18 protein-coding genes are annotated in these 21,414 nt (G+C 49.1%); 13 read left to right on the forward strand and 5 right to left on the reverse strand.

Annotated elements, in window-relative coordinates:
• Position 1: 1 nt before the first annotated feature.
• From AC53GJ_RS13565 to AC53GJ_RS13585, 5 genes are all read left to right on the forward strand, one after another.
• Positions 2 to 1,177, forward strand: a complete 1,176-nt coding sequence (locus AC53GJ_RS13565; protein ID WP_496728353.1) for a TIGR03088 family PEP-CTERM/XrtA system glycosyltransferase — start codon at positions 2 to 4, stop codon at positions 1,175 to 1,177.
• A gap of 1 nt (position 1,178) precedes the next feature.
• Positions 1,179 to 3,068 (forward strand): XrtA/PEP-CTERM system amidotransferase, encoded by a 1,890-nt coding sequence (locus AC53GJ_RS13570; protein WP_496728355.1) that lies wholly within the window; start codon positions 1,179 to 1,181, stop codon positions 3,066 to 3,068.
• Positions 3,069 to 3,079: 11 nt separating this feature from the next.
• Positions 3,080 to 4,312 (forward strand): TIGR04063 family PEP-CTERM/XrtA system glycosyltransferase, encoded by a 1,233-nt coding sequence (locus AC53GJ_RS13575; protein ID WP_496728357.1) that lies wholly within the window; start codon positions 3,080 to 3,082, stop codon positions 4,310 to 4,312.
• Positions 4,309 to 5,502 carry a glycosyltransferase gene (locus AC53GJ_RS13580; protein WP_496728359.1) on the forward strand — a complete coding sequence of 398 codons (1,194 nt, stop codon included), beginning with the start codon at positions 4,309 to 4,311 and terminating at the stop codon, positions 5,500 to 5,502. The genes AC53GJ_RS13575 and AC53GJ_RS13580 overlap by 4 nt, the downstream gene beginning before the upstream one ends.
• 81 nt (positions 5,503 to 5,583) lie before the next feature.
• The gene (locus AC53GJ_RS13585) at positions 5,584 to 6,930 is read left to right on the forward strand and encodes a putative O-glycosylation ligase, exosortase A system-associated (protein WP_496728361.1); all 1,347 of its coding nucleotides are present in this window, start codon (positions 5,584 to 5,586) and stop codon (positions 6,928 to 6,930) included.
• On the opposite strand, the gene AC53GJ_RS13590 is transcribed toward AC53GJ_RS13585, so the two are convergent.
• The 4 genes from AC53GJ_RS13590 to AC53GJ_RS13605 are packed head-to-tail and all read right to left on the reverse strand — an operon-like array spanning position 6,920 to position 11,050.
• Positions 6,920 to 7,894: a glycosyltransferase gene (locus tag AC53GJ_RS13590; RefSeq protein ID WP_496728362.1), complete on the reverse strand. Its 975-nt coding sequence runs from the start codon at positions 7,892 to 7,894 to the stop codon at positions 6,920 to 6,922. The genes AC53GJ_RS13585 and AC53GJ_RS13590 overlap by 11 nt on opposite strands.
• Positions 7,884 to 8,789 carry a polysaccharide pyruvyl transferase family protein gene (locus tag AC53GJ_RS13595; protein ID WP_496728364.1) on the reverse strand — a complete coding sequence of 302 codons (906 nt, stop codon included), beginning with the start codon at positions 8,787 to 8,789 and terminating at the stop codon, positions 7,884 to 7,886. Before AC53GJ_RS13595 ends, AC53GJ_RS13590 begins: the two co-directional genes overlap by 11 nt.
• A 9-nt stretch (positions 8,790 to 8,798) precedes the next feature.
• Positions 8,799 to 10,271: an oligosaccharide flippase family protein gene (locus tag AC53GJ_RS13600; protein WP_496728365.1), complete on the reverse strand. Its 1,473-nt coding sequence runs from the start codon at positions 10,269 to 10,271 to the stop codon at positions 8,799 to 8,801.
• Between the two features lie 50 nt (positions 10,272 to 10,321).
• Positions 10,322 to 11,050: a hypothetical protein gene (locus AC53GJ_RS13605; RefSeq protein WP_496728367.1), complete on the reverse strand. Its 729-nt coding sequence runs from the start codon at positions 11,048 to 11,050 to the stop codon at positions 10,322 to 10,324.
• Between the two features lie 331 nt (positions 11,051 to 11,381).
• On the opposite strand from AC53GJ_RS13605, the gene AC53GJ_RS13610 reads away from it, so the two are divergent.
• Genes AC53GJ_RS13610 through AC53GJ_RS13625 form a run of 4 tightly spaced genes read left to right on the forward strand, consistent with a single transcriptional unit; the run spans position 11,382 to position 16,169 of the window.
• Positions 11,382 to 13,148, forward strand: a complete 1,767-nt coding sequence (locus AC53GJ_RS13610; RefSeq protein ID WP_496728369.1) for an asparagine synthetase B family protein — start codon at positions 11,382 to 11,384, stop codon at positions 13,146 to 13,148.
• A complete protein-coding gene (locus AC53GJ_RS13615) occupies positions 13,148 to 14,080 on the forward strand; it encodes a polysaccharide deacetylase family protein (protein WP_496728371.1) in 933 nt (310 codons plus the stop codon). The genes AC53GJ_RS13610 and AC53GJ_RS13615 overlap by 1 nt, the downstream gene beginning before the upstream one ends.
• Positions 14,077 to 15,123, forward strand: a complete 1,047-nt coding sequence (locus AC53GJ_RS13620) for a GNAT family N-acetyltransferase (protein ID WP_496728373.1) — start codon at positions 14,077 to 14,079, stop codon at positions 15,121 to 15,123. The genes AC53GJ_RS13615 and AC53GJ_RS13620 overlap by 4 nt, the downstream gene beginning before the upstream one ends.
• Positions 15,120 to 16,169 (forward strand): GNAT family N-acetyltransferase, encoded by a 1,050-nt coding sequence (locus tag AC53GJ_RS13625; protein WP_496728374.1) that lies wholly within the window; start codon positions 15,120 to 15,122, stop codon positions 16,167 to 16,169. The genes AC53GJ_RS13620 and AC53GJ_RS13625 overlap by 4 nt, the downstream gene beginning before the upstream one ends.
• A 36-nt stretch (positions 16,170 to 16,205) precedes the next feature.
• Here AC53GJ_RS13625 and AC53GJ_RS13630 read toward each other — a convergent pair whose 3' ends face one another.
• On the reverse strand, positions 16,206 to 17,369 hold the full coding sequence (locus AC53GJ_RS13630) for a hypothetical protein (protein WP_496728376.1): 1,164 nt from the start codon (positions 17,367 to 17,369) through the stop codon (positions 16,206 to 16,208).
• A 122-nt stretch (positions 17,370 to 17,491) separates the two neighbouring features.
• Between AC53GJ_RS13630 and AC53GJ_RS13635 the strand changes: the two genes are divergently transcribed.
• From AC53GJ_RS13635 to AC53GJ_RS13650, 4 genes are all read left to right on the forward strand, one after another.
• Positions 17,492 to 18,343, forward strand: coding sequence for an alpha/beta hydrolase family protein (locus AC53GJ_RS13635; RefSeq protein ID WP_496728378.1), 852 nt, complete (start codon positions 17,492 to 17,494; stop codon positions 18,341 to 18,343).
• Positions 18,340 to 19,263, forward strand: a complete 924-nt coding sequence (locus AC53GJ_RS13640; RefSeq protein ID WP_496728380.1) for a hydrolase 1, exosortase A system-associated — start codon at positions 18,340 to 18,342, stop codon at positions 19,261 to 19,263. Before AC53GJ_RS13635 ends, AC53GJ_RS13640 begins: the two co-directional genes overlap by 4 nt.
• Positions 19,264 to 19,344: 81 nt before the next feature.
• Positions 19,345 to 19,515, forward strand: coding sequence for a hypothetical protein (locus AC53GJ_RS13645; protein ID WP_496728382.1), 171 nt, complete (start codon positions 19,345 to 19,347; stop codon positions 19,513 to 19,515).
• A gap of 80 nt (positions 19,516 to 19,595) precedes the next feature.
• Positions 19,596 to 20,807, forward strand: coding sequence for a right-handed parallel beta-helix repeat-containing protein (locus tag AC53GJ_RS13650; protein WP_496728383.1), 1,212 nt, complete (start codon positions 19,596 to 19,598; stop codon positions 20,805 to 20,807).
• Positions 20,808 to 21,414: the final 607 nt, after the last annotated feature.

The raw sequence follows: 21,414 nt of genomic DNA on the forward strand, positions 1-21,414 counted from the left end.
GATGAATGTCAGCGCAGCAAGCCATCCGCCTGCCATCCACATCGTGCATTATGTCTGGGGCTTTCATACCGGGGGGCTGGAAAATGGGATCGTCAACCTGATTAACCGTTTACCAGCCGCGCAGTATCGCCACAGTATTGTTTGCCAAAAAGGCCATGATCCGCTGTTTTTCAGCCGGATCACCCATCCGGATACGCAGGTTTATCATTTGGATAAACAAGATGGCCTGGACTTGGCCTTACATTGGCGACTGCTGAAGTTGCTGCGCCAGTTACAACCAGACGTATTTCATAGCCGTAATTTAAGTACGATGGAAGGTCAGCTTGTTGCTGCGTTGCTGGGCGTGCCGCTGCGCGTTCATGGTGAACACGGCTGGGATGTCAATGATTTAGCGGGCAGTAATCTGAAATATCAGCGTCTCAGACGCTGGCTCAAACCGCTGGTGCATCAGTTTGTCGCCTTGTCGAGTGAAGCTGAAGCTTATTTGCGCGACCGCATTGCGGTGCCACCGGCACGACTGCGCCGGATCTGTAATGGTGTTGATGTCGATAAATTTGCCGCAGCGGCTGACAGCCAGGTATCGCCTGCGCTGCCGCTGCCACTTCAAAGCGATGATCTGGTGTTTGGCACTGTCGGCCGGATGGCCGTGGTGAAAAACCAGCAATTATTGCTCGAAGCTTTTATTTTGTTATGGCAACAATTCCCAAACTGGCAGGCGCGGCTGAAATTATTACTGGTCGGCGATGGCAGTGAGCGTGCCCGCCTCGAGCAACGCGTCAGCGATGCAGGCATCAGCGCAGCCGTGATCTTTGCCGGCAACAGCACCGATATCCCGGCGTTAATGGCGCAGATGGATATCTTTGTATTGCCGTCACTGGCCGAAGGCATTTCAAATACCATCCTCGAAGCGATGGCCGCCGGACTGCCAGTGATTGCCTCCCGCGTTGGCGGCAATCCGGAACTTATGCTGCCAGCACATCAGGCCAGCCATTTGTTCGACAGCAACGATGCGCCACAGCTTTGTCAGGCGATGGCGCTTTATCTTAAGGATCCGGCGCGGCAGGCCAGCGACAGTGCGCTGGTAAAAAAACACTGCCAAAACAACTTTAGTCTGGATACTATGGTGCTCAAATATCACCAGCTGTATCAGTCGGTCAGGAAAAAGGAACTTAGTTAGTATGTGTGGAATTGCCGGTATTTATTTGCCAACCAGTCAGCAACTGCCGGATGCAGAGATCCTGCGCCGGATGAATGACCGTCAGTTACACCGTGGTCCGGATGCCGGTGACTATTTCTTTGCGCCCGGTGTTGGCCTCGCACACCGCCGGTTATCCATCATCGACATAGACGGCAGCCCGCAACCGATGCGCACGCCGGATAACAGTGTCTGTGTGGTGTTTAACGGCGAGATTTACAACTTTAAAGAGTTACGCAGCGAACTGCAGGCTAAGGGCTATCAGTTTATCAGTCAGGGCGATACTGAAACTATTTTGCATGCCTGGCGCGAATGGGGTGTGGACTGTGTGCATCATCTGCGTGGCATGTTCGCCATCGGCATCTGGGATCAGCAGCAGCAAAGTCTGTTTTTAGCCCGCGATCGGCTTGGCGTCAAACCGATGTTTTATGCCCTGCTGCCAGGCAACGAGTTTGTGTTTGGCTCTGAGCTGAAAGTGCTGAAACAACATCCGAACTTTGACCGCACCTTGCGTCACAGCGCTATTGAAGATTATTTCAGTTTTGGTTATGTGCCTGAACCTCATACCATTTATCAGCATTGTTTTAAGCTCGAACCTGGCCATCGGATGTTACTGACGCCTGGCATCACCAGCCTGCCAGAGCCAGAACAATACTGGGACATCCCGACGCAGTGGCCAAGCGATATGCCAGCGGCCGAGGCTGAAGCTGAACTCATCAACCGTTTTAAAGAAGCCGTTGGGATCCGGATGGTGGCGGATGTGCCGCTCGGTGCTTTTTTATCCGGCGGTGTCGACTCTTCTGCGGTCGTGGCCATGATGTCGCAATTGCAGACCGAGCCCGTCAATACCTGTGCTATTGGTTTTGATGTGCCGACTTTTAATGAAACTGAATTTGCCCAGCTGGTCGCCGACCGTTATCACACCAATCATCAGGTCAAAGTCATCAGCCAGAATGATTTTGAACTGATTGACCAATTAGCCGGGCTTTATGACGAACCTTATGCCGACAGTTCGGCCATGCCAACCTACCGGGTCTGTGAAATGGCACGGCAACAAGTGACGGTGGCTTTGTCTGGCGATGGTGGCGATGAGTTGTTTGCCGGTTATCGTCGTTACAACATGCATATGAATGAAGACAAAGTGCGCAACACTTTACCACTGGGGCTACGTCAGGCCATATTTACGCCATTGGGCAAATGGTATCCGAAACTGGACTGGGCACCAAAATTCCTGCGTGCTAAAACCACTTTTCAGTCGATGGCGATGGATTCAGTGCAGGGTTATCACAACTCGATTTCAATTTTACGCGCCGATGAGCGCGCTAAACTGTTCTCCAGTGACTTTAAACAAAAACTGCAGGGTTACAACTCACTGCAGGTGTTTCGCCGCCATCAGCAAAAAACCAAACAGCTTGATGCGCTAAAAACAGTGCAATACATTGATTTAAAAACCTATCTGGTCGGCGATATTCTGACCAAAGTCGATCGGGCCTCGATGGCACATTCGCTGGAAGTGCGGGTGCCATTTTTAGATCACAAGTTTATCGAGTGGGCGTTCCGGCTGCAGTCTGATGCCAATCTGGCCAATGGCGTCGGTAAGCTGACGCTGAAAAAAACGCTGGAACCGCATTTGCCGGATGATGTGTTGTACCGCAAAAAGATGGGTTTTGCCGTACCGCTGGCTGACTGGTTCCGCGGACCGCTGAAGCAAAAACTGCAGGATGATGTGTTATCAAGCCGGATGTTAGCGTCAGGCATTTTTAACCCGCAGCAACTGCAGAAGCTGGTGGCTGATCATCTGAGTGGCTTAAAAGATAACAGCGCAGCGCTCTGGACCCTGATGATGTTTGATCACTTTTTGCGGTTGGAATAAGGTAGTACCTGATGAAAATCCTGCATTTATTTGATCATTCCATCCCGTTACATAGTGGTTATACCTTCCGCTCACGGGCCATTTTGCAGCAGCAACAAGCCGCCGGTTACCAGACTTGCCATGTCACCAGCCCAAAACAAGGCCCCTGTCAGGCCGATGTCGAGACCATTGATGGCCTGCAATTTTACCGCACCAAAGCACCAGAGGGCTTATTTAGCAAGCTACCGGTGCTGGATCAACTGGCGCTGATCCCTGCGATGAAAAAACGGTTGCTGGAAGTCATCGCCATCGAGAAACCCGATGTGTTGCATGCGCACTCGCCTGCCCTGAATGGTATGGCGGCCTTACTGGCTGGTCGCGAAACCGGTTTGCCGGTGGTGTATGAAGTGCGCGCCTTTTGGGAAGATGCCGCAGTCGATCATGGCACCTGCCGTGAAGGTGATTTACGTTATCGTTCGACCAAAGCGCTGGAAACTTATGTGCTGCGTCACGCCAATGCGGTGACCACCATTTGCGAAGGTCTGCGGCTGGATATGCTCAGTCGTGGTATCCGAAGCGATAAAATCACTGCCATCCCCAATGCGGTGAATGTCGAACAATTTCAATTACTGAGCGAAAAAGATCTGCAGCTACAGCATCAGCTTGGCCTTGCCGGTAAAAAAGTGCTGGGTTTTCTGGGCTCTTTTTATGCTTATGAAGGTTTAGATTTATTAGTCGCAGCCATGCCGGCTATTTTAAAACAACAACCGGATACCGTGTTATTGCTGGTCGGCGGCGGCCCGCAACAGCAAGCACTGCAGCAACAGATCCGCGATCTGGGCCTGGAGCACGCGGTGATTATGCCTGGCCGGGTGCCGCATACGGTGGTGAATAGTTATTACAGCCTGGTTGACTTGCTGGTCTATCCGCGCAAATCGATGCGACTGACCGAACTGGTGACACCGCTCAAACCCTTAGAAGCGATGGCACAGGGCAAATTACTACTGGCATCCGATGTCGGTGGCCATCATGAATTGATTGAACATGGTAAAACCGGCTGGTTATTTAAAAAAGATAATCTGGCCGATTTAACCAGCCAAATCAGCAGCATTCTGGCAGAACTCCAGCCTGAAACTGTGGTGCTGCCTGAGCGCTATCAGCAAATTCAGCAGCAGGCACTGGCCTTTGTCCGCCATCAGCGTACCTGGCGTAATTCTGTTGCCAATTACCAGCAAGTGTATCAGCGGGCTTTGGCTGCTTTATGAAAATACTGGCGCTGACTTCACTTTACCCCAATGCCAGCCAGCCACGGCATGGCATTTTTATTGAAACCCGATTACGTAAGCTCAAAGCCTTATACCCGGATCTGCAGCTGGAAGTACTGGCACCAGTGCCCTGGTTTCCACTGGCGGGTCGGTTTATCGCCAGTCGAAAAGCGTTAACTGCAGTGCCTGGCACCGAAGTCCGGCATGGCATCCGCTTGTATCATCCCAGATATCTGGCGATCCCAGGGCTTGGCATGTACAGCAACCCATTTTTTATGTTGCTGTCGTTACTCTGGTTTTATTGGCGCCAGCCGGAGGTGCTCAAGAGTGCCGACGTGCTGGACGGTCATTATATTTATCCGGATGGCGTGGCAGCTGGCTGGCTGGCTCGTCTGCTGAAAAAACCTTTGATGTTAACTGCCAGGGGCAATGATATCAGCTTGCTGCCCAACTACCCGGCGATCCGGCCCTTGATTGTCAGAGCGCTGCAACGGGCCGATGTTTGTGCCGGGGTCTGTCAGGCACTGGTTAATGAAATGCGCGAACTGGCACCACAGCAGTCGCATTATGCGGTGCTCCGTAATGGTGTTGATTTGGCATTGTTTAAACCGCTGGCAGCAGCTGAGCGCTCGCAGTTACGCCAGCAGCGCCAGCTCGACGACCAGTATGTGCTGCTTTGTGTGGGGCATTTTATCGAACGTAAAGGCCAGTATCTGATTATCGATGCCCTGGCAGCATTACCAGGCGCCAGCTTACTGCTGGCTGGTGACGGTGAGATGCAAACTGAGTTGCAACAACAAGTGGCACGGCTGGGTTTAACCACCCGAGTGCACTTTCTGGGTCATCGTACGCCTGAGCAACTGGTCAGCGATTATAACTGCGCCGACTTACTGCTGCTGCCGTCCAGCCGCGAAGGCTGGGCTAATGTGTTACTGGAGTCGATGGCCTGCGGCACCCGGGTACTGGCAACCAGCGTCTGGGGCACACCGGAAGTGGTAGCAGCTCCAGCCGCCGGTACTTTACTGCTTGAACGGACAGTGCTGGCACTGCAAGCAGCGGTTGCCGCAGAAATGCAGCAGCCGGCAGATCGGGCCGCCACCCGTCTGTATGCCGAACAATTTTCCTGGGATGAGACTGCGCATAAAATTTATGCGCTGGCGCAACAACTGAGTCAGTCAGATGCTCGATAGTTTGTTTTTACTACTCAACGTTGTGGCCATGATCTATCTGATTTTATGGTCGATTAAACACAATGATCAGGATAAATAACCATGCGTGATATTCTGATTGTGGCGTTATTTTTCTTTGTGATTTACCACTCGTTCCGCCGGCCTTATATTGGCGTTTGTGCCTGGATCTGGATAGCACTGACCGCCCCGACCGCCTGGGCTTTTGGTTTTTCCACCCATTTCCGGATGAACCTGACCATCGTTATTATCACTTTTTTGTCTTATTTGTTTGCCTACAAAAACAAAAGGTTCAGTATCGGTGGTGTTGGCTGGCTGATGCTGCTGTTTTTACTGCAAGCCAGTATTTCGACCATGGCGCACAACACGCTGGATGGTGCTGAAGTCTTTAAATACTTTACCGACCATATTAAAACGGCGCTGCTATTTATCTTTATTGTGCTGATTATCCGCAGCAAAGTAGAAATTATCACTTTTATCTGGTGCATTATTTTTTCTGTGTCAGCCTATGCCGCCATGGAAGGTTTAAAGTTTATTTTGTCCGGCGGCGGTCATGAAATCATTGGCCGTGCCGGCGTCGTGATTGACCGCAACGATTTAGCCGTCGCTATCAATATGAGTATTCCGCTGATTTTCTTTTTAATCAGCGTGACCGACCATAAATGGCTAAAACGTGGCTTATGGCTGCTGGCAATGCTGAATATCGTTGCGGTTGTCGGCACTTATTCCCGTGGTGGTTTTATCGGTTTATGTATTATTGCCGGCGCTGCCTGGCTGCGCAGTAAACACAAAATTGTGCTGGCATTGGCGGCTGCATTGTTGATACCAACGCTATACATGAATACCCCGGAGGAGTGGCGCGAACGTCAAAGCACGGTGTCAACCGCCGCCACGGAGGATAGCTCTTTTATCGGCCGGCTCTGGGCCTGGAAAATATCAACCCTGATCGCATTGAATGATCCAATGACAGGCGGTGGCTATCGTGCCGTGACAGATCCATCCTTATGGCACTATTATGGTGGTTTTACCCCGAACTTTGGCCCTATAGCAACACCGCCAATTCCGGACGAGCTTGCCCCTAAAGCTGCTCATAATATTTATTTCCAGGTGCTGGGCGATCATGGCTTTATCGGGTTAGTGCTGTTTTTACTGATCCTGGCCAATTCGTATTTGAATAATTTTCGCAATTATCGGTATGGCGTGCGGCACAATATTCCGTGGATGGCAAATTTATCCAGTGCGCTTAATGTCTCTTTTCTTGGCTATGGCATTACAGGGCTGAATGTCAGTCTGGCTTATTTTGACTTAGCTTATGCTTTATTAGGTCTTGTGGTGGTGGTGAATCTGGCCAAAGCGACGCATATGCAGCAACAACAGCAATCGGTCGCAGCCGATCGCCATCAGTTGCGGGCCAAGAAAATCAGGATTTAACAGCGCGAAATAGTCGGTAGCTCAGACTGTTACTGCTTAGCAACCAGTACAACCAGGAGCGACCAGGCATAAACCGGTGGCGGAAGCTCTGATAAAAGGCTGCAGCAGCCAAATCGGGCCTGCCACTCCAGAAACACTGGTAGCCATAAGTAAAATGTCGCTCCCCCAGATACTGGTTGACAGTTACATCTGGTAACGTCTGACCGGACGGGCAACTGGTGCCAAACTGTTGTAGGGCTGACTGCAATACTTCCAGACTATAATTACGCAAATGTACTTTATTGGTGGTACTGGCCGGATTCTGCCGGTACAGCGCAAACACCGGCCGCAACTTGGCGATTTGGCCGTAACGAGCCAGCCGCAGCCAGTAATGATGATCTTCACCAATGCGAAAATCTTCTGAAAACAGGCCGACTGCAGTCACCACTTCGCGCCGGATCAAGACCGTAATAGTATGCAGCAAAGACACTTTCAAAAGCGGCAGATACAACCAGCCTGAACCAGCGGTATCCAGTTCACTGGCAAGCTCAGTGCTGGCAGACTGCTGATATTCTGCATCGACTGCCCCACCATCCCACACCAGCCAATGACTGTAACAAGCGACATACTGCGGATGTTGCAGTAAAAAAGCGACCTGCGCGCTGACTTTACCTGGTAACCACAAATCATCACTGTCATGGAAAGCGACAAAGTCACCGGTCACATGACGTAACCCCTGATTCCGGGCCGCCGCAGGTCCGGCATTCGGCTGACAAATCAACCGGATCCGATCGCCGTAACTTTGTAAAATCGCTACACTGTTATCGCTGGAACCATCATCCACGACAATCAATTCCAGATTGGCATAATCTTGCTGCAACACACTGTCGATGGCAGTTTGAATGAAAGCTGCATTGTTATAACTGGGCATCACAACACTGACTTTCGGTAATACAGTGACAGCGCTGCTGTTGTTAACGTTCATGTTGCTGCCTCAGAAGTTGCGCTTTGGCCAATAATCGTTCGGTATTCGTCGCCAGTAAGGTATCGCTGCTTAAATGCCCTGTTGAACGAGTGGCAATCTCAGCCAATGCTGCTGCAGCTGCCTCCATCACCCTGGGACTTGACTGCGCCAACGGTGGTGCTTGCCAGCTATCACGCCAAATGGAGAGCGCTGCCAGTGCCCTTTTGGTTTTATTTTTCAATGTATCCATCGAACTGTACAGCTCATCACCACGATAGACCGGCACTAAGGGCCGAAAACTGGCCTGCACTTGTACTGAGTCCAGCCAGTCCTGCCATTTAAATTCAGAGATATGCGGATAAGCTTTGGCCGGTGTCCAGGGAACCCGGAAGGCATCTGCCAAAATAGCACCATGCATAGCTTCAGTGATCAGATGCTCACTTTGCTTGATTTGCAAAAACACCTCAAGAAAATCCTGGCGCGGGTCAATCAGGTTGACGCCAGCTAAGGCGCAAATTTGCTGCCAGTCACCAAGTCTGGCGCTATCACAATGCGGCATGTAAGAAACGCGGAATTTTTTCTCCGGCTGTCGCTGCTCAAACAAAGGCGCCAGCATGGCTGGGTCGGTGATCGCAAGCGCAGGGTCGAGTCCCAGGGCTTTGGCAGTGCCAGGCCCTCTGACACAATAAAAGGTCCAATCTGGCGTGACCTTCGGTAAACTGCCATAACCATGACCCGAGCCAAAGACCGACACCTTGGCAGCTGGCGGGATCCGATGATTTAATAAGGTGCCAATACCAACCAGTAACTCATCGGTATTGTCATCGAGCACCTGCGGAAATAGCTGACCAAATAACCATGGGTTTAAATCATCGCCGAAATTACCACCCTGGTCTTTAAAAAAATAAAGTTTCATCGCGCTCTCTTAAAACCGAAATTGGATAAGTTCCTGACACTGCCTGCGATTAAACCACCAACTCAGGCTGATATAACACACTAGACCCAGACTACCTTTGATCAGCAATTCCAATAATAACAACCAGTGTTCCGCCAGTTGCAGCTGTGGCAAGGTCAATCCAAAGCCAAAGGTCACGCTTTGTAAGCCCCACTGCAACAATACAAAGGTCAACACGGACAACAGGACAGGTTTATGCACATGTTGCCATAATAACGCCCAGCTAATGCCAGAACGACGGGTCAATAACCACAAAGCAAAAGCTAACATCAAAGGTGTGCTGAACAGCCAACCCCAGGCCAAAGCCATCAGACCATAAGGGGCTGCCAGCCAGGTCATAAGTGCCACCAGCACACAGGAGAAGCTCACATGTTGTAAACCTGTGGCAGGATAACCAAGCGCTTTGAGTAAGGGTGAAAACAGATTACTCAGCATCCGCAGCGGAATAGTCAGAAGAATGAGTTGTAATGGTGCGGCAGCAGTACGCCAGCCTTCCCCTAGCAGCAGCACCACTGCTGGTTCAGCAACAGCGGCAAATAACAAGAAAAATGGAAACACTGTCATGCTGGTCAGGCTCAGCACTTTGGCAAAAATACGTTGGCATTCTTCTGGTTGCTGGCGGATTTTAGCATACATAGGATAAGCAACTTCATTCACTAATGGCATCAATTTCGCCATCGGTAAAATAGCCAGATGCATGGCAAGTGCATAAAAACCCAGCGTTTCAGTCGGTAAAGTTAAACCCGCCAGCAGAATATCTACTTTCATAAACAAACCGAACATCAGGCTGGTAGCGGCCACTGTCAAACCAAACTTTAGCGCTGGCCACATGGTTGAAAAATCAACTAACGGCAGGTAAAACTTACCGATCAGCCAACTGTAACCAAGCGCTCTTAACAAGATATTGAGTAAATTTGACAATATCAGTGCCCAGAAGCCAAACCCCTGCCAAGCCAACACCAAAGATAACAAAGCAGTACCAACAGCGCAGTATAAATCCACCAGTCCGCGACTTTTAAAGTCCATTTGCCGCGCCAGCAAACTGGAGGCCAGCACCAACCAAGGCGTACAGAGAAAAACCAAAGCGCTGAGTCTGAGCACATCAATTAGTGCTTGCTGCTGATAAAATTGCGCCAGCATAGGCGCACTGAAAAACAACAGTGCTGACATCAGGGTTGTCAGACAAATCAACAGATTCAAAATTTTGCGATTAAATTTTTCTTCCGGTTGTTTTTGCTGGATCAGCACATCACCAAGTCCGGATGAACACAATAACAATACCAGGGTAAACACGATTTCGGTCAGTGCGACCACGGCATAATCGGCAGGGGTCAAAAATCTGATGATCAGCAATGAAATCAACCAAGTGACCAACTGCGACAAGCCGCGCAGATATAAAGTCCACTTAAATGCTTGTTTTGCCTGTGAGATATGGCCTGTCATCAATCAGATCTGTCCGGTTTTCATCAGTTCAGCACAACGCGGCAACCCCATCAGAGCGATTTCCCTTTGTGACGAAGCTGCTGTTTTAACCAAGGCAGAGGATAACCAAGCTGGTAGGCTTTTCGGGCATAAATGAGTGCATCATCGTGCTTTTTCAAGCGGAAATAATAAACACCCAACGCATAATTCAAGTCAGCCGATTTATCACGTTGCGCCGGGTCAACCGATAACAACAAATCAATGGCTGGCTGGAGCTGCTTGGTTTTGGCCAGTTGCCGGGATAACTCAATCTTCGCCGGCACATAAGTTGGTAGTTTTTGGATCAGTTGCTCCAACATGGTTTTACTGGCAGCAGCATCCCCGAGTAAAAATGCGGCTTTAGCCTGATTGAGATGGATTTCACCGTATACCCGATGATCTTCATGTACCTTGCGGGCACTAAAACTAATTTCATCCAGTGCTCTTTTATAAGTCGCCATTTTTTTGGCTTGGGATGCTTCTAAGCCAGCTCTGGACATAAAGACCAGACCAGCACAATAGTGCCAGGCCCCGCCCGCTTTTTCAGCATCGTCAAAGGCAGCACGAAAATCGGTCAGACTGTATTTCAGCGTGTAACTCAAATTGCGGCCAACCTGAGTCACCGAATAAAACTTTTTACAGTTCTCACTGAGCATTTTGAATTCGGTTTCGGTAAAAATGACGCTAAAAGCAAAACTGGCTGGACTGAAAAAAATGGCCAATAACGTAGCAGCAGAAAGAACTTTGAAAAAATGTCGCATAAAAGGTTCCTGTTACAGCCTGGCGCAAGCAGAGTCATGCTCTGTTTACCGCCCAAGCCTCCAGCTCAGACTGCCAAAATACCAGTTGAGGTGACTGAATTCAAATGAATAAAAACTGTCTGGTTGGATCCGGCAAGCGACAAAATTTGTCCAGAACGACAAATCGGGTTTGAATTGTGATGGTCCTAACCTGCATAAGCCGAAAAGCCACCGATAACGACCACGATAGCCAGATGACAACTTGGCGAATCTCGCTGGCAATGCTATGCAAATCGCTGGAAAAAAGGTAACTTATTCAGCAATTAAACTGTGCAGGGATATCTGAGTTTGTATGTGGATCCGCAATCAGGACAGCGCTGAGCGCCAGCTGAGTTTCAGTCGTCAGCAAGACGGGCAACAATACCAGTTTAATTGTTATGTCCGCGACCAATTGGCTGTTGCCGAAAATAGCGACGCTATCTTGTTGTTGTTTGGCCGGGTACGACCTTATGGGGCTGATTATGCCGCGCAGTCGCAGGCCGATTGGTTACTGGCGTTGTTACTGCAGCAACCAGAGCAATATTACCCACAGCTGGCTGGTTTTTTCAGTGCCGTGTTGCTGGATAAGCGCGATGGCAGTCTGCGCTTGATCAATGACCATGTCGCGGCAGTGCCGTTGTATTACCATTTGTCTGATGCCGCCAGCGGCTGGTGCAGTGATTATTTAAATCATCCGGCGGCCCGGGCTTTACCGCTGGCGCCGCAAGCGTTATTTAATTACTTTTTCTTTCATTGTATTCCATCCGGCCTGACGATTTACCAGCACACCTATAAATTGCCGCCAGCCACTGAACTGACGTTAACCAGCCATGGCCAGCAACAGCAACGTTTATTGTACCAACCGGCTTATGCGTTATCAGCGCAAAGCGCAGAGCAATTACAACAAAGCTGTCGCGAGGTGATAGCCAATGCCGTGCGCTTGCATGCCACGCCAACCGAAAACCAGGTCTGCGCCGCATTTTTAAGTGGCGGTCTCGATAGCTCCACCGTCAGTGGTTTTTTATGCCAAAATCAGCCGGGCGCCCGCACCTTTTCCATCGGTTTTGAAGCCAAAGGCTATGATGAAACTGAATATGCCTTGATTACCGCCAAACACTTTGGCAGTAATCATCAGGTGCACTATTTAAAACCGGCTGAAATCGTCGACAATTTTGTCGAAGTGGCCGGCTACTTTGATGAACCTTTTGGTAACTCTTCCGCCATGGCCGCTTTTATCTGTGCCCGTGTTGCCAAACAACAAGGCGTTACAGTGATGCTGGCTGGCGATGGCGGTGATGAAATTTTTGCTGGTAATGAGCGTTACGCCAAACAAAAAGTATTTGAACGTTATCAGCAAGTCCCTGCCCTGCTGCGCAGCCCGCTGGAACTGCTGCTGCACAGTCCGCTTGGTAAAGTGCCTGGCTTTAGCAAAGCTCGCAGTTACGTGCAACAAGCCAATGTACCATTACCGGATCGACTGGATAGTTATAATTTTCTCAACCGCTTTGCCCTTAACGAGATGTTTTGCCTGGAGTTTTTACGCCAGGTAGACACTGAACAACCGGCGGCTGCCAAACGGCAGCGTTATCAGGAGTGTCAGGCCACAGATCCGGTCGAACGGATGATGTATCTGGACTGGAAATTTACCTTGGCCGATAACGATGTTGTCAAAGTAAGCAGTATGTGTCAGAAAGCCGGTATTGACGTACGTTTCCCGTTGTTTGAAAAAGAAGTGGTCGATTTTAGTTGCACTGTGCCAACGGCGGTTAAATTACCGGGCAGCGAACTGCGCGATTTTTATAAAAACAGTTTCCGTGGTTTTCTGCCGGATGCAACCCTGGCCAAAAGCAAACATGGTTTTGGCTTACCCTTTGGGGTTTGGATGAAAGAACAACCGGCGTTGCAACAACTGACCCGCGACAGTCTGGCCAGTTTAAAACAACGGGGCATTTTACGGCCTGAGTTTATCGATCAGGCACTAACGACATATCAATCTGGCCATGCCGGTTATTATGGCGAGCTGATTTGGATTATGCTGATCCTGGAATTGTGGTTACAGCAGCATGGGAGCAAGCTCTGATGTTGCATTGGTTACTGCAGCAAAGTGGTCGCGTCCTCAGTCGCGGTAAATTATCTATTCTGATTTATCATCAGGTGCTGGCTGAGTTTGATCCAATGCGGCCAACAGAACCGACCGCGGCAGTCTTTGACTGGCAGATGCAGCTGTTAGCGCGTTACTTTACGCCACTGTCACTGGACCAGGCACTGCAGCATCTGGCTGACAATAGCCTGCCACCCAATGCCGTTTGTGTCACTTTTGATGATGGTTATCTGAATAACCTGACCGTGGCCGCGCCTATCTTGGCCAGATATCAAATTCCGGCCACTGTTTATATTGCGACAGCCTTTAGCACCGGCGCGAATATGTGGAATGACCGGCTGATTGATCTCTGCAGCGATGCAAATCGCAGTCAGTTACAAAGCCCACTGGGGCTTTTGCCGCTGACCAATGCTGCCAGCCGTTATCAGACGTCGTTGCAATTGATTAAACACTATAAATATTTACCGGTCACCGAGCGCCAGCAGGCCGTGGATAACCTGTATCAGCAAAATCAGGCCAGCGAATATCAGCCGCGAATGATGAATGCTAATCAAATTAAACAACTGGCTGCTGCAGGCATCACCATTGGCGCCCATACCAGGCAGCATCCTATTTTAAAAAGTATTCCGGCAACTGAACAACAACAGCAAATTGAGCAGAGTAAAGCCTGGCTGGAACAGCTGTTGGCAAGGCCGGTGCAACATTTTGCCTATCCAAATGGCGTCGAAGGCCGCGATTTTGATGACACCACCGTCAACCTGGTGCAACAAGCAGGTTTTTTAAGCGCCGTGGTCACTGACTGGGGCTATAACACAGCCAGCAGCCCAAGACTGAAGCTAAAGCGCTTTACGCCTTGGGACCAGCAACCGGTTAAATTTCAGTTGCGTTTACTGAAAAATCTGCTGTCATGACCAAGGTTGAAGTAAGCCAACGCTGGGAAATTAAAACTGCTGCCGAAGTAAGTAGCACTGACTTTACCAACTGGCAACAGCTGGTAGAACTGCATCATCAGGGCAATCTGATGCTCAGTGGCAGTTTTGTGCAGCATTTAATGCAAGTATTTCAACCTGAACATTATTTAGCCAGTTGCTATCAGGCCGACGAACTTAAGGTGATGTTATTATTGCAACCGGCTAAATATGGCATTTGGCGGTTAGCACAACCTTCTCAAGCACAATCGGCATTGATCGTCGGAACCCAACATTTTCAAGCTGATTTTGCGCTATTGTTAGCAGCCTTACCCGGTTTGGCTTGGCGTTTTGACTTTTTTTGCCTGGATCCACTGGATCATGCTGCTGTTATTGCATCACTACAAGGCCATTCAATCGAGAAGTCGTTGGATAATATTCAGGTTTCATGTTTGTCTGCTTTCGAAGATTATTGGCAACAACGCAGTAAAAATTTGCGCAAGAATATTCATCGTTACGAAAACAGGCTTCGAAATGAAGGAAAAAAATTTGAATTTGTCTTTCACAGCTCATTAGAAGAAGTAACCGTTGCCGTTGACCGTTATGGTATTTTGGAGAGTCAGGGTTGGAAAGGGAAAAACGGTACTTCAGTTCACCCTTCAAACCTGCAAGGAGTCTTTTATCAGCGCTTTTTAGCTCAACTTTGCAACAATAACCAGAGCTTAGTGATAGAACTTTTTATCGATGGTCAGTTAGCTGCTTCCCGACTTTGTTGTTTTAATAAGAATATTTTCATTATTTTAAAAACAGCATATGACGAAAATTTGAAAGCTTACGCACCTGGAAGATTGTTGTTGATGGAAGTGATCCGTTATGTTTTCGAAAAAAAATTAGCTATTTGTATCGATTTCTATACTCACGCCACCGAAGAACAAATTGACTGGTCAACTGACATCAGAGCCATGTACAACGGCAGCTACTACAAACATCCTGTATGGCTAGTCATGGAAAAACTCCTCAATAATCTAAAAAGAAAGTTCAAGTGAATAAGGATATCTACCCACATTTTTCCAAACTGCCGGCCTGGACACTAAGCGCTGCTAGTTTTTTTTTGCAACCACAATGGTTTGCCCTGTTTGAACGTTGTATTGGTGGGGAAGCTCAAGCTCAGTGGCTGACAACGCAACAAGGTGAGCAACTACAATCTTTACCCATGCTAGCCCGCCAAAATGGTGGTTATCGCAGCCTGCATAGCATGAGTAATTTTTACAGTCCGGAATTTACTTTATTAACAGAACCGGCCTGCACTGCAGCAAGCCTGAATCAGTTTGTCGGACAATTTGCCGCTGAACTGAAACAATATGACAGCATCCATTTATTGCCACTAAAACCAGACCAAGCGCAACTGTGGCAACAAGCGCTGTCAGGGCTGGGCTTTCATTGTCATCTGTATCAACATAGCACCAACTGGTATCAGTCACAGATCCAAAGTGTGCAGCAATATTGGCAACAAAGGCCAAGCCGACTGCTGCATACACTGGAGCGAAAAGGCGGCAAAATCCGCCGCAATCCCGACTATCAGTTGCAGATATTCAGTCAGGGCAGCAGAGACGAATTGATTCAAGCATTGATCCATTATCATCATTGCTACCGCAATAGCTGGAAAAATATCGAGCCAAACCCGGGATTTATTGATGCTATTGCTGAATATGCCTGGCAACAAGGTCAATTAAGACTGGGTTTAGTTTTTTATCAGCAACAGCCGGTTGCTGCACAGTTATGGTTTGTCCGTGATGGTATCGCGAGTATTTTTAAACTGGCGCATCATCAGGATTTTACCCGCCACAGCGTCGGTTCGGTTTTAACCGCGGCTTTGGTTGATCATGTGATTGCACAGGATAACATCCATTATCTGGACTTTTTGACTGGGGATGATGACTACAAAAAAGACTGGATGGATCAGCGACAACCCTTATATGGCTTGCAAGCTAGCAATTTAGCCCGTTGGCGGGGCCAGCTCAGTGCCTTACATAACTTATTGTCGGTGCTGACCAAGCCAGTACGAAAGGATTTATTAGCAGGTCTGAAATAATGACTGAGACTCCCCCTCACTTTGACAAGCCTATTGTTAAGCAAATAACCGGCTGATCCAATCAAGCTCGGCCCTGGTTAAGTTTTGCTGACAAGGAATTTGCACCAATCGGCTCCTATACTGCGCCGCGACTTCACAATTGGTTGGCGCCAACTCCTCCCAACGATAAATTTGCAGCCCTTGTTGTCTGAGCCAATCAAAACTAGCGGCATCATGCAATAAAAATGGCACGACATAAGGCGCCAGAGCTTGGTTATCGATCTGAGTCACAGACCATAACGGCTGACCCAAAGAGGAATGTTCAAGTACCTGCAGCAACTGCCTGGCATGCCGTTGGCGGCTGGCAAAAATAGCTGACAGATTGCTATGGCGCAATAACCACCGGGTCAGACGAAAACAATTTTGCTGCCGATCAATTTGTTGCAAATAACGAAAACTGCCTGCGGTTACGCCAGTTTGCGATTTTACAGCTGCAACTACCGGCCCTGAGTTTGCTGTCGCCAGCTGTCGCATCTTGCGTGGAGGCGATAACATCAAGCGGATAGTTCCCTCCAAACTTGTCTTTAGTCGCGCTGCCAAGGTTTTTAACTCTAAAGACCAGGATGGAGGCGATAACTGCACAGGATAGCTAGCAGAGAAAGCCGGACCGAGAGCTAATAAACCGCCATCTGCAGTAGGGATAAACTTTTTCAGACTACAGATCCGGGCATCCGCTTGCAGTTTAGACTGCAAGAAGACTGGTAAATCATGAGCACAATCATCAAAGGTCCGGATCCCCGCCTGTTGCAACTGCGCTAATAATTGTTCGGTTTGTCCACTATGACCAAAATATCGCACCAACAACACATGACTACAACCTTGTGCCAGTAATAGGTCAAATTCCGGCTGAGCCACCGATAAATCAGCTGCTAACGGATAAAATTCCAGTTGGTATCCCGCTGCAATAAAAGGTTCAACCAGAGCCGGGCAATGATACGCTGGCAACAAAATTTTGTTAAGACCTTCATTTTTTAATAAATTTGCGGCATGAAACAACGCGCTGCGGCCACTGCGATAAAATTGATAGTGTTGAGCAGCCAACCAAGCCGGATTGGAACGCCAGCTGTAGAATCGCCAGGAAAAGCCTGGATGGACTAGCAGTTGCGCAGGAGGATAATTGCTGGCATCCGCCAACGGCGCTGAAAAGTTAATTTGGGTCACAGTAGTCTAGTCCTGCTGATCTTAGCCATCGTTAAAATTTAATTATAAGGCCAAACCACAATACCACAGCCTGGTGTATATTACTGCCAGCAAATTTTGACATTTATGAGTAAAGCATTGCCATGCATAGTGAATTTATCTGTCTGCAGCAACGCCGACTGTTTGTAATCCAAAGCGACGCCAGCATGACAGCCCAGCAACCGACGGTGACAATACTGCTGGGCGCTTTCGCCGAAGAAATGAATAAATCCAGGCATTTATTTAGTCAATGCCGGCAACAATTAGCGGCAACTGGTGCCAGTTATATCCAAATGGATCCTTATGGCACAGGCGACAGCGAAGGCGATCTGGACCAAACCACAGTGCTCGAGTGGCGGGCCGATTTACAAGCGTTATTAGCGCTATTACAACAACGTGGTTATCAAGCCGTTAATTTTATTGCCATGCGCTTTGGTGCCTTGCAACTCTTTGATTTGTTAGCGCAAGCTGAGCCCTTGCCATTACAACTGCATAAAATTGTGTTGTGGCAGCCATATTTGCAAGCCAGCCAATTTTTACAACAGTTTTTCCGGTTAAAAGTGGCAGAGCAAATGGCATTGGGTGAAAAAACCAGCCAGCAGCAGTTGCAGCAACAACTGGACGATGGTGAAGTGCTGGAAATTGCCGGTTATCCGCTGACAGCCGCCTTTGTACAAAGTGTGAAACAGTTGACCGATGTCAATCAGTGGCTGACTACCCAAGCGCAGCTGATGACCCAAACCCATCAACCTGCGACAAAAACCCCTTTATTATGGCTGGAAACGTCTACCCTACCGAACTTAAGCCCGGTGGTACAAAAAAGTGTTGAACAATTATCGGCGCTGTTTGACACTCAGGTTACTTTATTAGCAGGCGCCCCCTATTGGACCGCCACAGAGCTGGTAGCTTGCCCTGAGCTGATTAGCGCCACCGTTGATTTTTTGCAGGAAGAATGATGCAGCACACTGAATTAGCCAGCAGCCAGCTGCCGCAACCAAGCACAGAACAAGCGATTCAATTTAGCAGCAATAAGCAGCAACTGAGCGGAATTTTTACCCCAGGTCAGCAGCCAACCGCCTTACTGCTGGTGGTTGGCGGCCCACAATACCGGGTCGGCAGTCACCGGCAGTTTGTCAAACTGTGCCGGGCTGTCGGCGCGGCAGGTTTTGCCAGTTTGCGGTTTGATGTGGCGGGCATGGGTGACAGTACTGGCGAAGCCAGCCCTTTTTACCTGCAACAAGCCGATATTCAGGCGGCCATCGACCAGCTGTTTTTATTGCAACCTCAGCTGAAGTCTGTGCTGCTGTGGGGCTTATGTGATGGTGCCAGTGCTATTTTACTCAGTCAGCGGCAACAACCAGATCCAAGAGTGAGTGCCATGGTGCTGCTTAATCCCTGGGTGCGGCAACAGCATTCTTATGCGCAAACCCTGGTTAAACACTATTATTTACAACGTTTTAGCCAAAAAGAATTCTGGCAAAAGCTATTTTCCGGTAAGTTTCAGCTGACCAAATCAGTGCAGGCCTTGTGGCAAAATCTGCGTCAGGCGCGTCAGCAAACCAAAGTATCCCCCGCCCTTGAGCACAGCAACGAACAGAATTATGTTGCGCATATGCAGCAAGGCTGGCAGCAATTTTATCAGCGTGCTGGCCAGGTGACTGTCATTACCAGCGGTAACGATTTAACGGCGCAGGAGTTTTTGGATCTCACCAAGGCCGACAGCCAGTGGCAGCAATTATTGCAACAGGCCAACCATCAGCATCTGCCACAGGCCAATCATACCTTTTCTAGTGCACTCTGGCGGCAGCAAGTGGAACAGATCACAATTGTCTGCTTGCAACAGCCTCTTCCTGCGTTTTCTTCTGTTCACAGATGAGGAGCGTTATACTCAAGGTCCCAGCGACAGAATCTGTCTCAAAGGGTATCAAAGGGCTAGAGATATATTTTGGAGTATAAAATGAACAAAAAAATTGAAGCTTATGGTGTTACCGCGGTAGAAAGACCAAAAATCAAAGCGGTCAAGAAACTTGATTTAACCGGCGATACCGGGAAGCAAATCGTCTTGTCAGAAACTAAGTTAGCATTGAGAACTCATAAAAACACCTTCAAAAAACTGGCTGATATGTAATGGATATCATCTGCTTTCCTTTGACTACCTGATTAGACAAAAACACAATCTGGCCATTGTTCAAATAAAGGATTCGATACATGCGCTGGCTAAAAAATTACTTGATGTTATGTGGCCTGTTGGGGCATTTATTGCTGGCTGCGCTCTGGTTGATCTGGCCTGAGTTGGTGCTCAACGCCAAACAAAAACTACGTTTGGAATTACAGGGTGTAGGCTTTATGGCTGCCCCCGCCGCTGTCGCACCTGTTGCCAGCGATTTGCCAGCGCAGATCAGTCAGGTGTTTAAAGCCTGGCAAGCCGATCCCCAGCCGCAACCTGAGAAAACCGGCATTTGGCTTAATCAGCAACAAGTCGCCGATTTAACCACCGCCATGCAACAACTAAAAAACGGCGATTTGCTACAAATTGGTGCAGGCACTTATCAGCAGGCACTGACGATTAACGCCGATGATGTCACCATTGAAGGTCTGGGCGCTGTGTTGTTCGAAACCGCCACCGTCAATGATAAGGCGATGTTTTTAATCAAAGGCAACCGCGCCACCCTGAAAAACCTGCAATGTCGCAATATTAAGGTCAGCGATGGCAATGGTTCTTGTGTCCGGCTGGAAGGCCAGGGCCTGACACTGGAGCATGTGTATTTTTATGCCAGCCAGTCTGGCGTACTGGAAACATCAGGCCAGGGCGGAACTCTGTATGTGAACAACAGCAGGTTTGAGCAACTGGGTCATGGCGGTCAGGCGCATGGGATTTATCTGAATAGTGCCAATTTACATTTTCACCGTAGTCTGATGATAGCGGCCAAAGATGGGGGGCATGGCATCAAAAGCCGGGGCGGTAACACTATTATTAGCGAAAGTATTTTGGCGTCCTTAGGTTCGGATGATAGCCGGCTGGTCGATATTTCGAATGGCGGTGAACTCAGTATCGAAGACTCAATTTTGCAAGAAGGTGCGCAGAGTCAGAATTTTCAACTGATTGGTTTTGGACTGGAGGGCTTGAAGCATTTAACCAACAAAGTACTGCTACAACGCAATCTGATTTTGTCTGACCGCGCAGGCCAGAGTCAGCTGATAAAAGTAGCCAATGACAGTGTCAGTGTTGTTGCTAAAGATAATCTGATCATTGGTGCTGTGTTGCAGGATTACCCGGATAACCGCCTGATTGAGAGCCGGCAACAAGCGGGTATTGCCCCGGCACCAGCACTGCCTTTGACTAAAGCGATTTGTGGTGCTGCCAGCCAGGGTAACCCGCGTTGCCCATTGCAACCCGTAGCCCCGGCGTCGTCTCCATAACAATCAGGGGTTGATGAAACACCCTATCGCCCGCGATCGGATGCGAGCTTGATAGGTAGGTTGGCTTCAGTGATCCGTAGGTTGGACTCGACCCAGTGCAACTGGGGCAGTCCAACACTTGGTGTCCAACACTTGGTGTCCAACACTTGGTGTCCAACGCGTGACGTCCAACATGTGACGTCCAACGCTGTCGTTGAACGCTTGGCGTCCAACAAACATGATGAATATTTTTTCCACCAGCCATGTCGGACTGCCCCGCCGCTGTGCGCCGGCTCGAGTCCGACCTACCAATTGCAGAAGTCAAACCACTGATTTTTATGCCATTTTAGTAGAGTAGGTTGGCTTCAGTGATCCGTAGGTTGGACTCGACCCAGTGCAACTGGGGCAGTCCAACACTTGGTGTCCAACGAGTGACGTCCAGCATGTGACGTCCAACATGTGACGTCCAACGCTGTCGTTGAACGCTTGGCGTCCAACAAACATGATGAATATTTTTTCCACCAGCCATGTCGGACTGCCCCGCCGCTGTGCGTCGGGTCGCACTTCGTGGTGAGTCAGACCTACGGCTAATATATTATAAATCAGTAGGTTGGGCGCCACATCTGTG

This window comes from Rheinheimera sp. B2H12 (assembly GCF_059620065.1).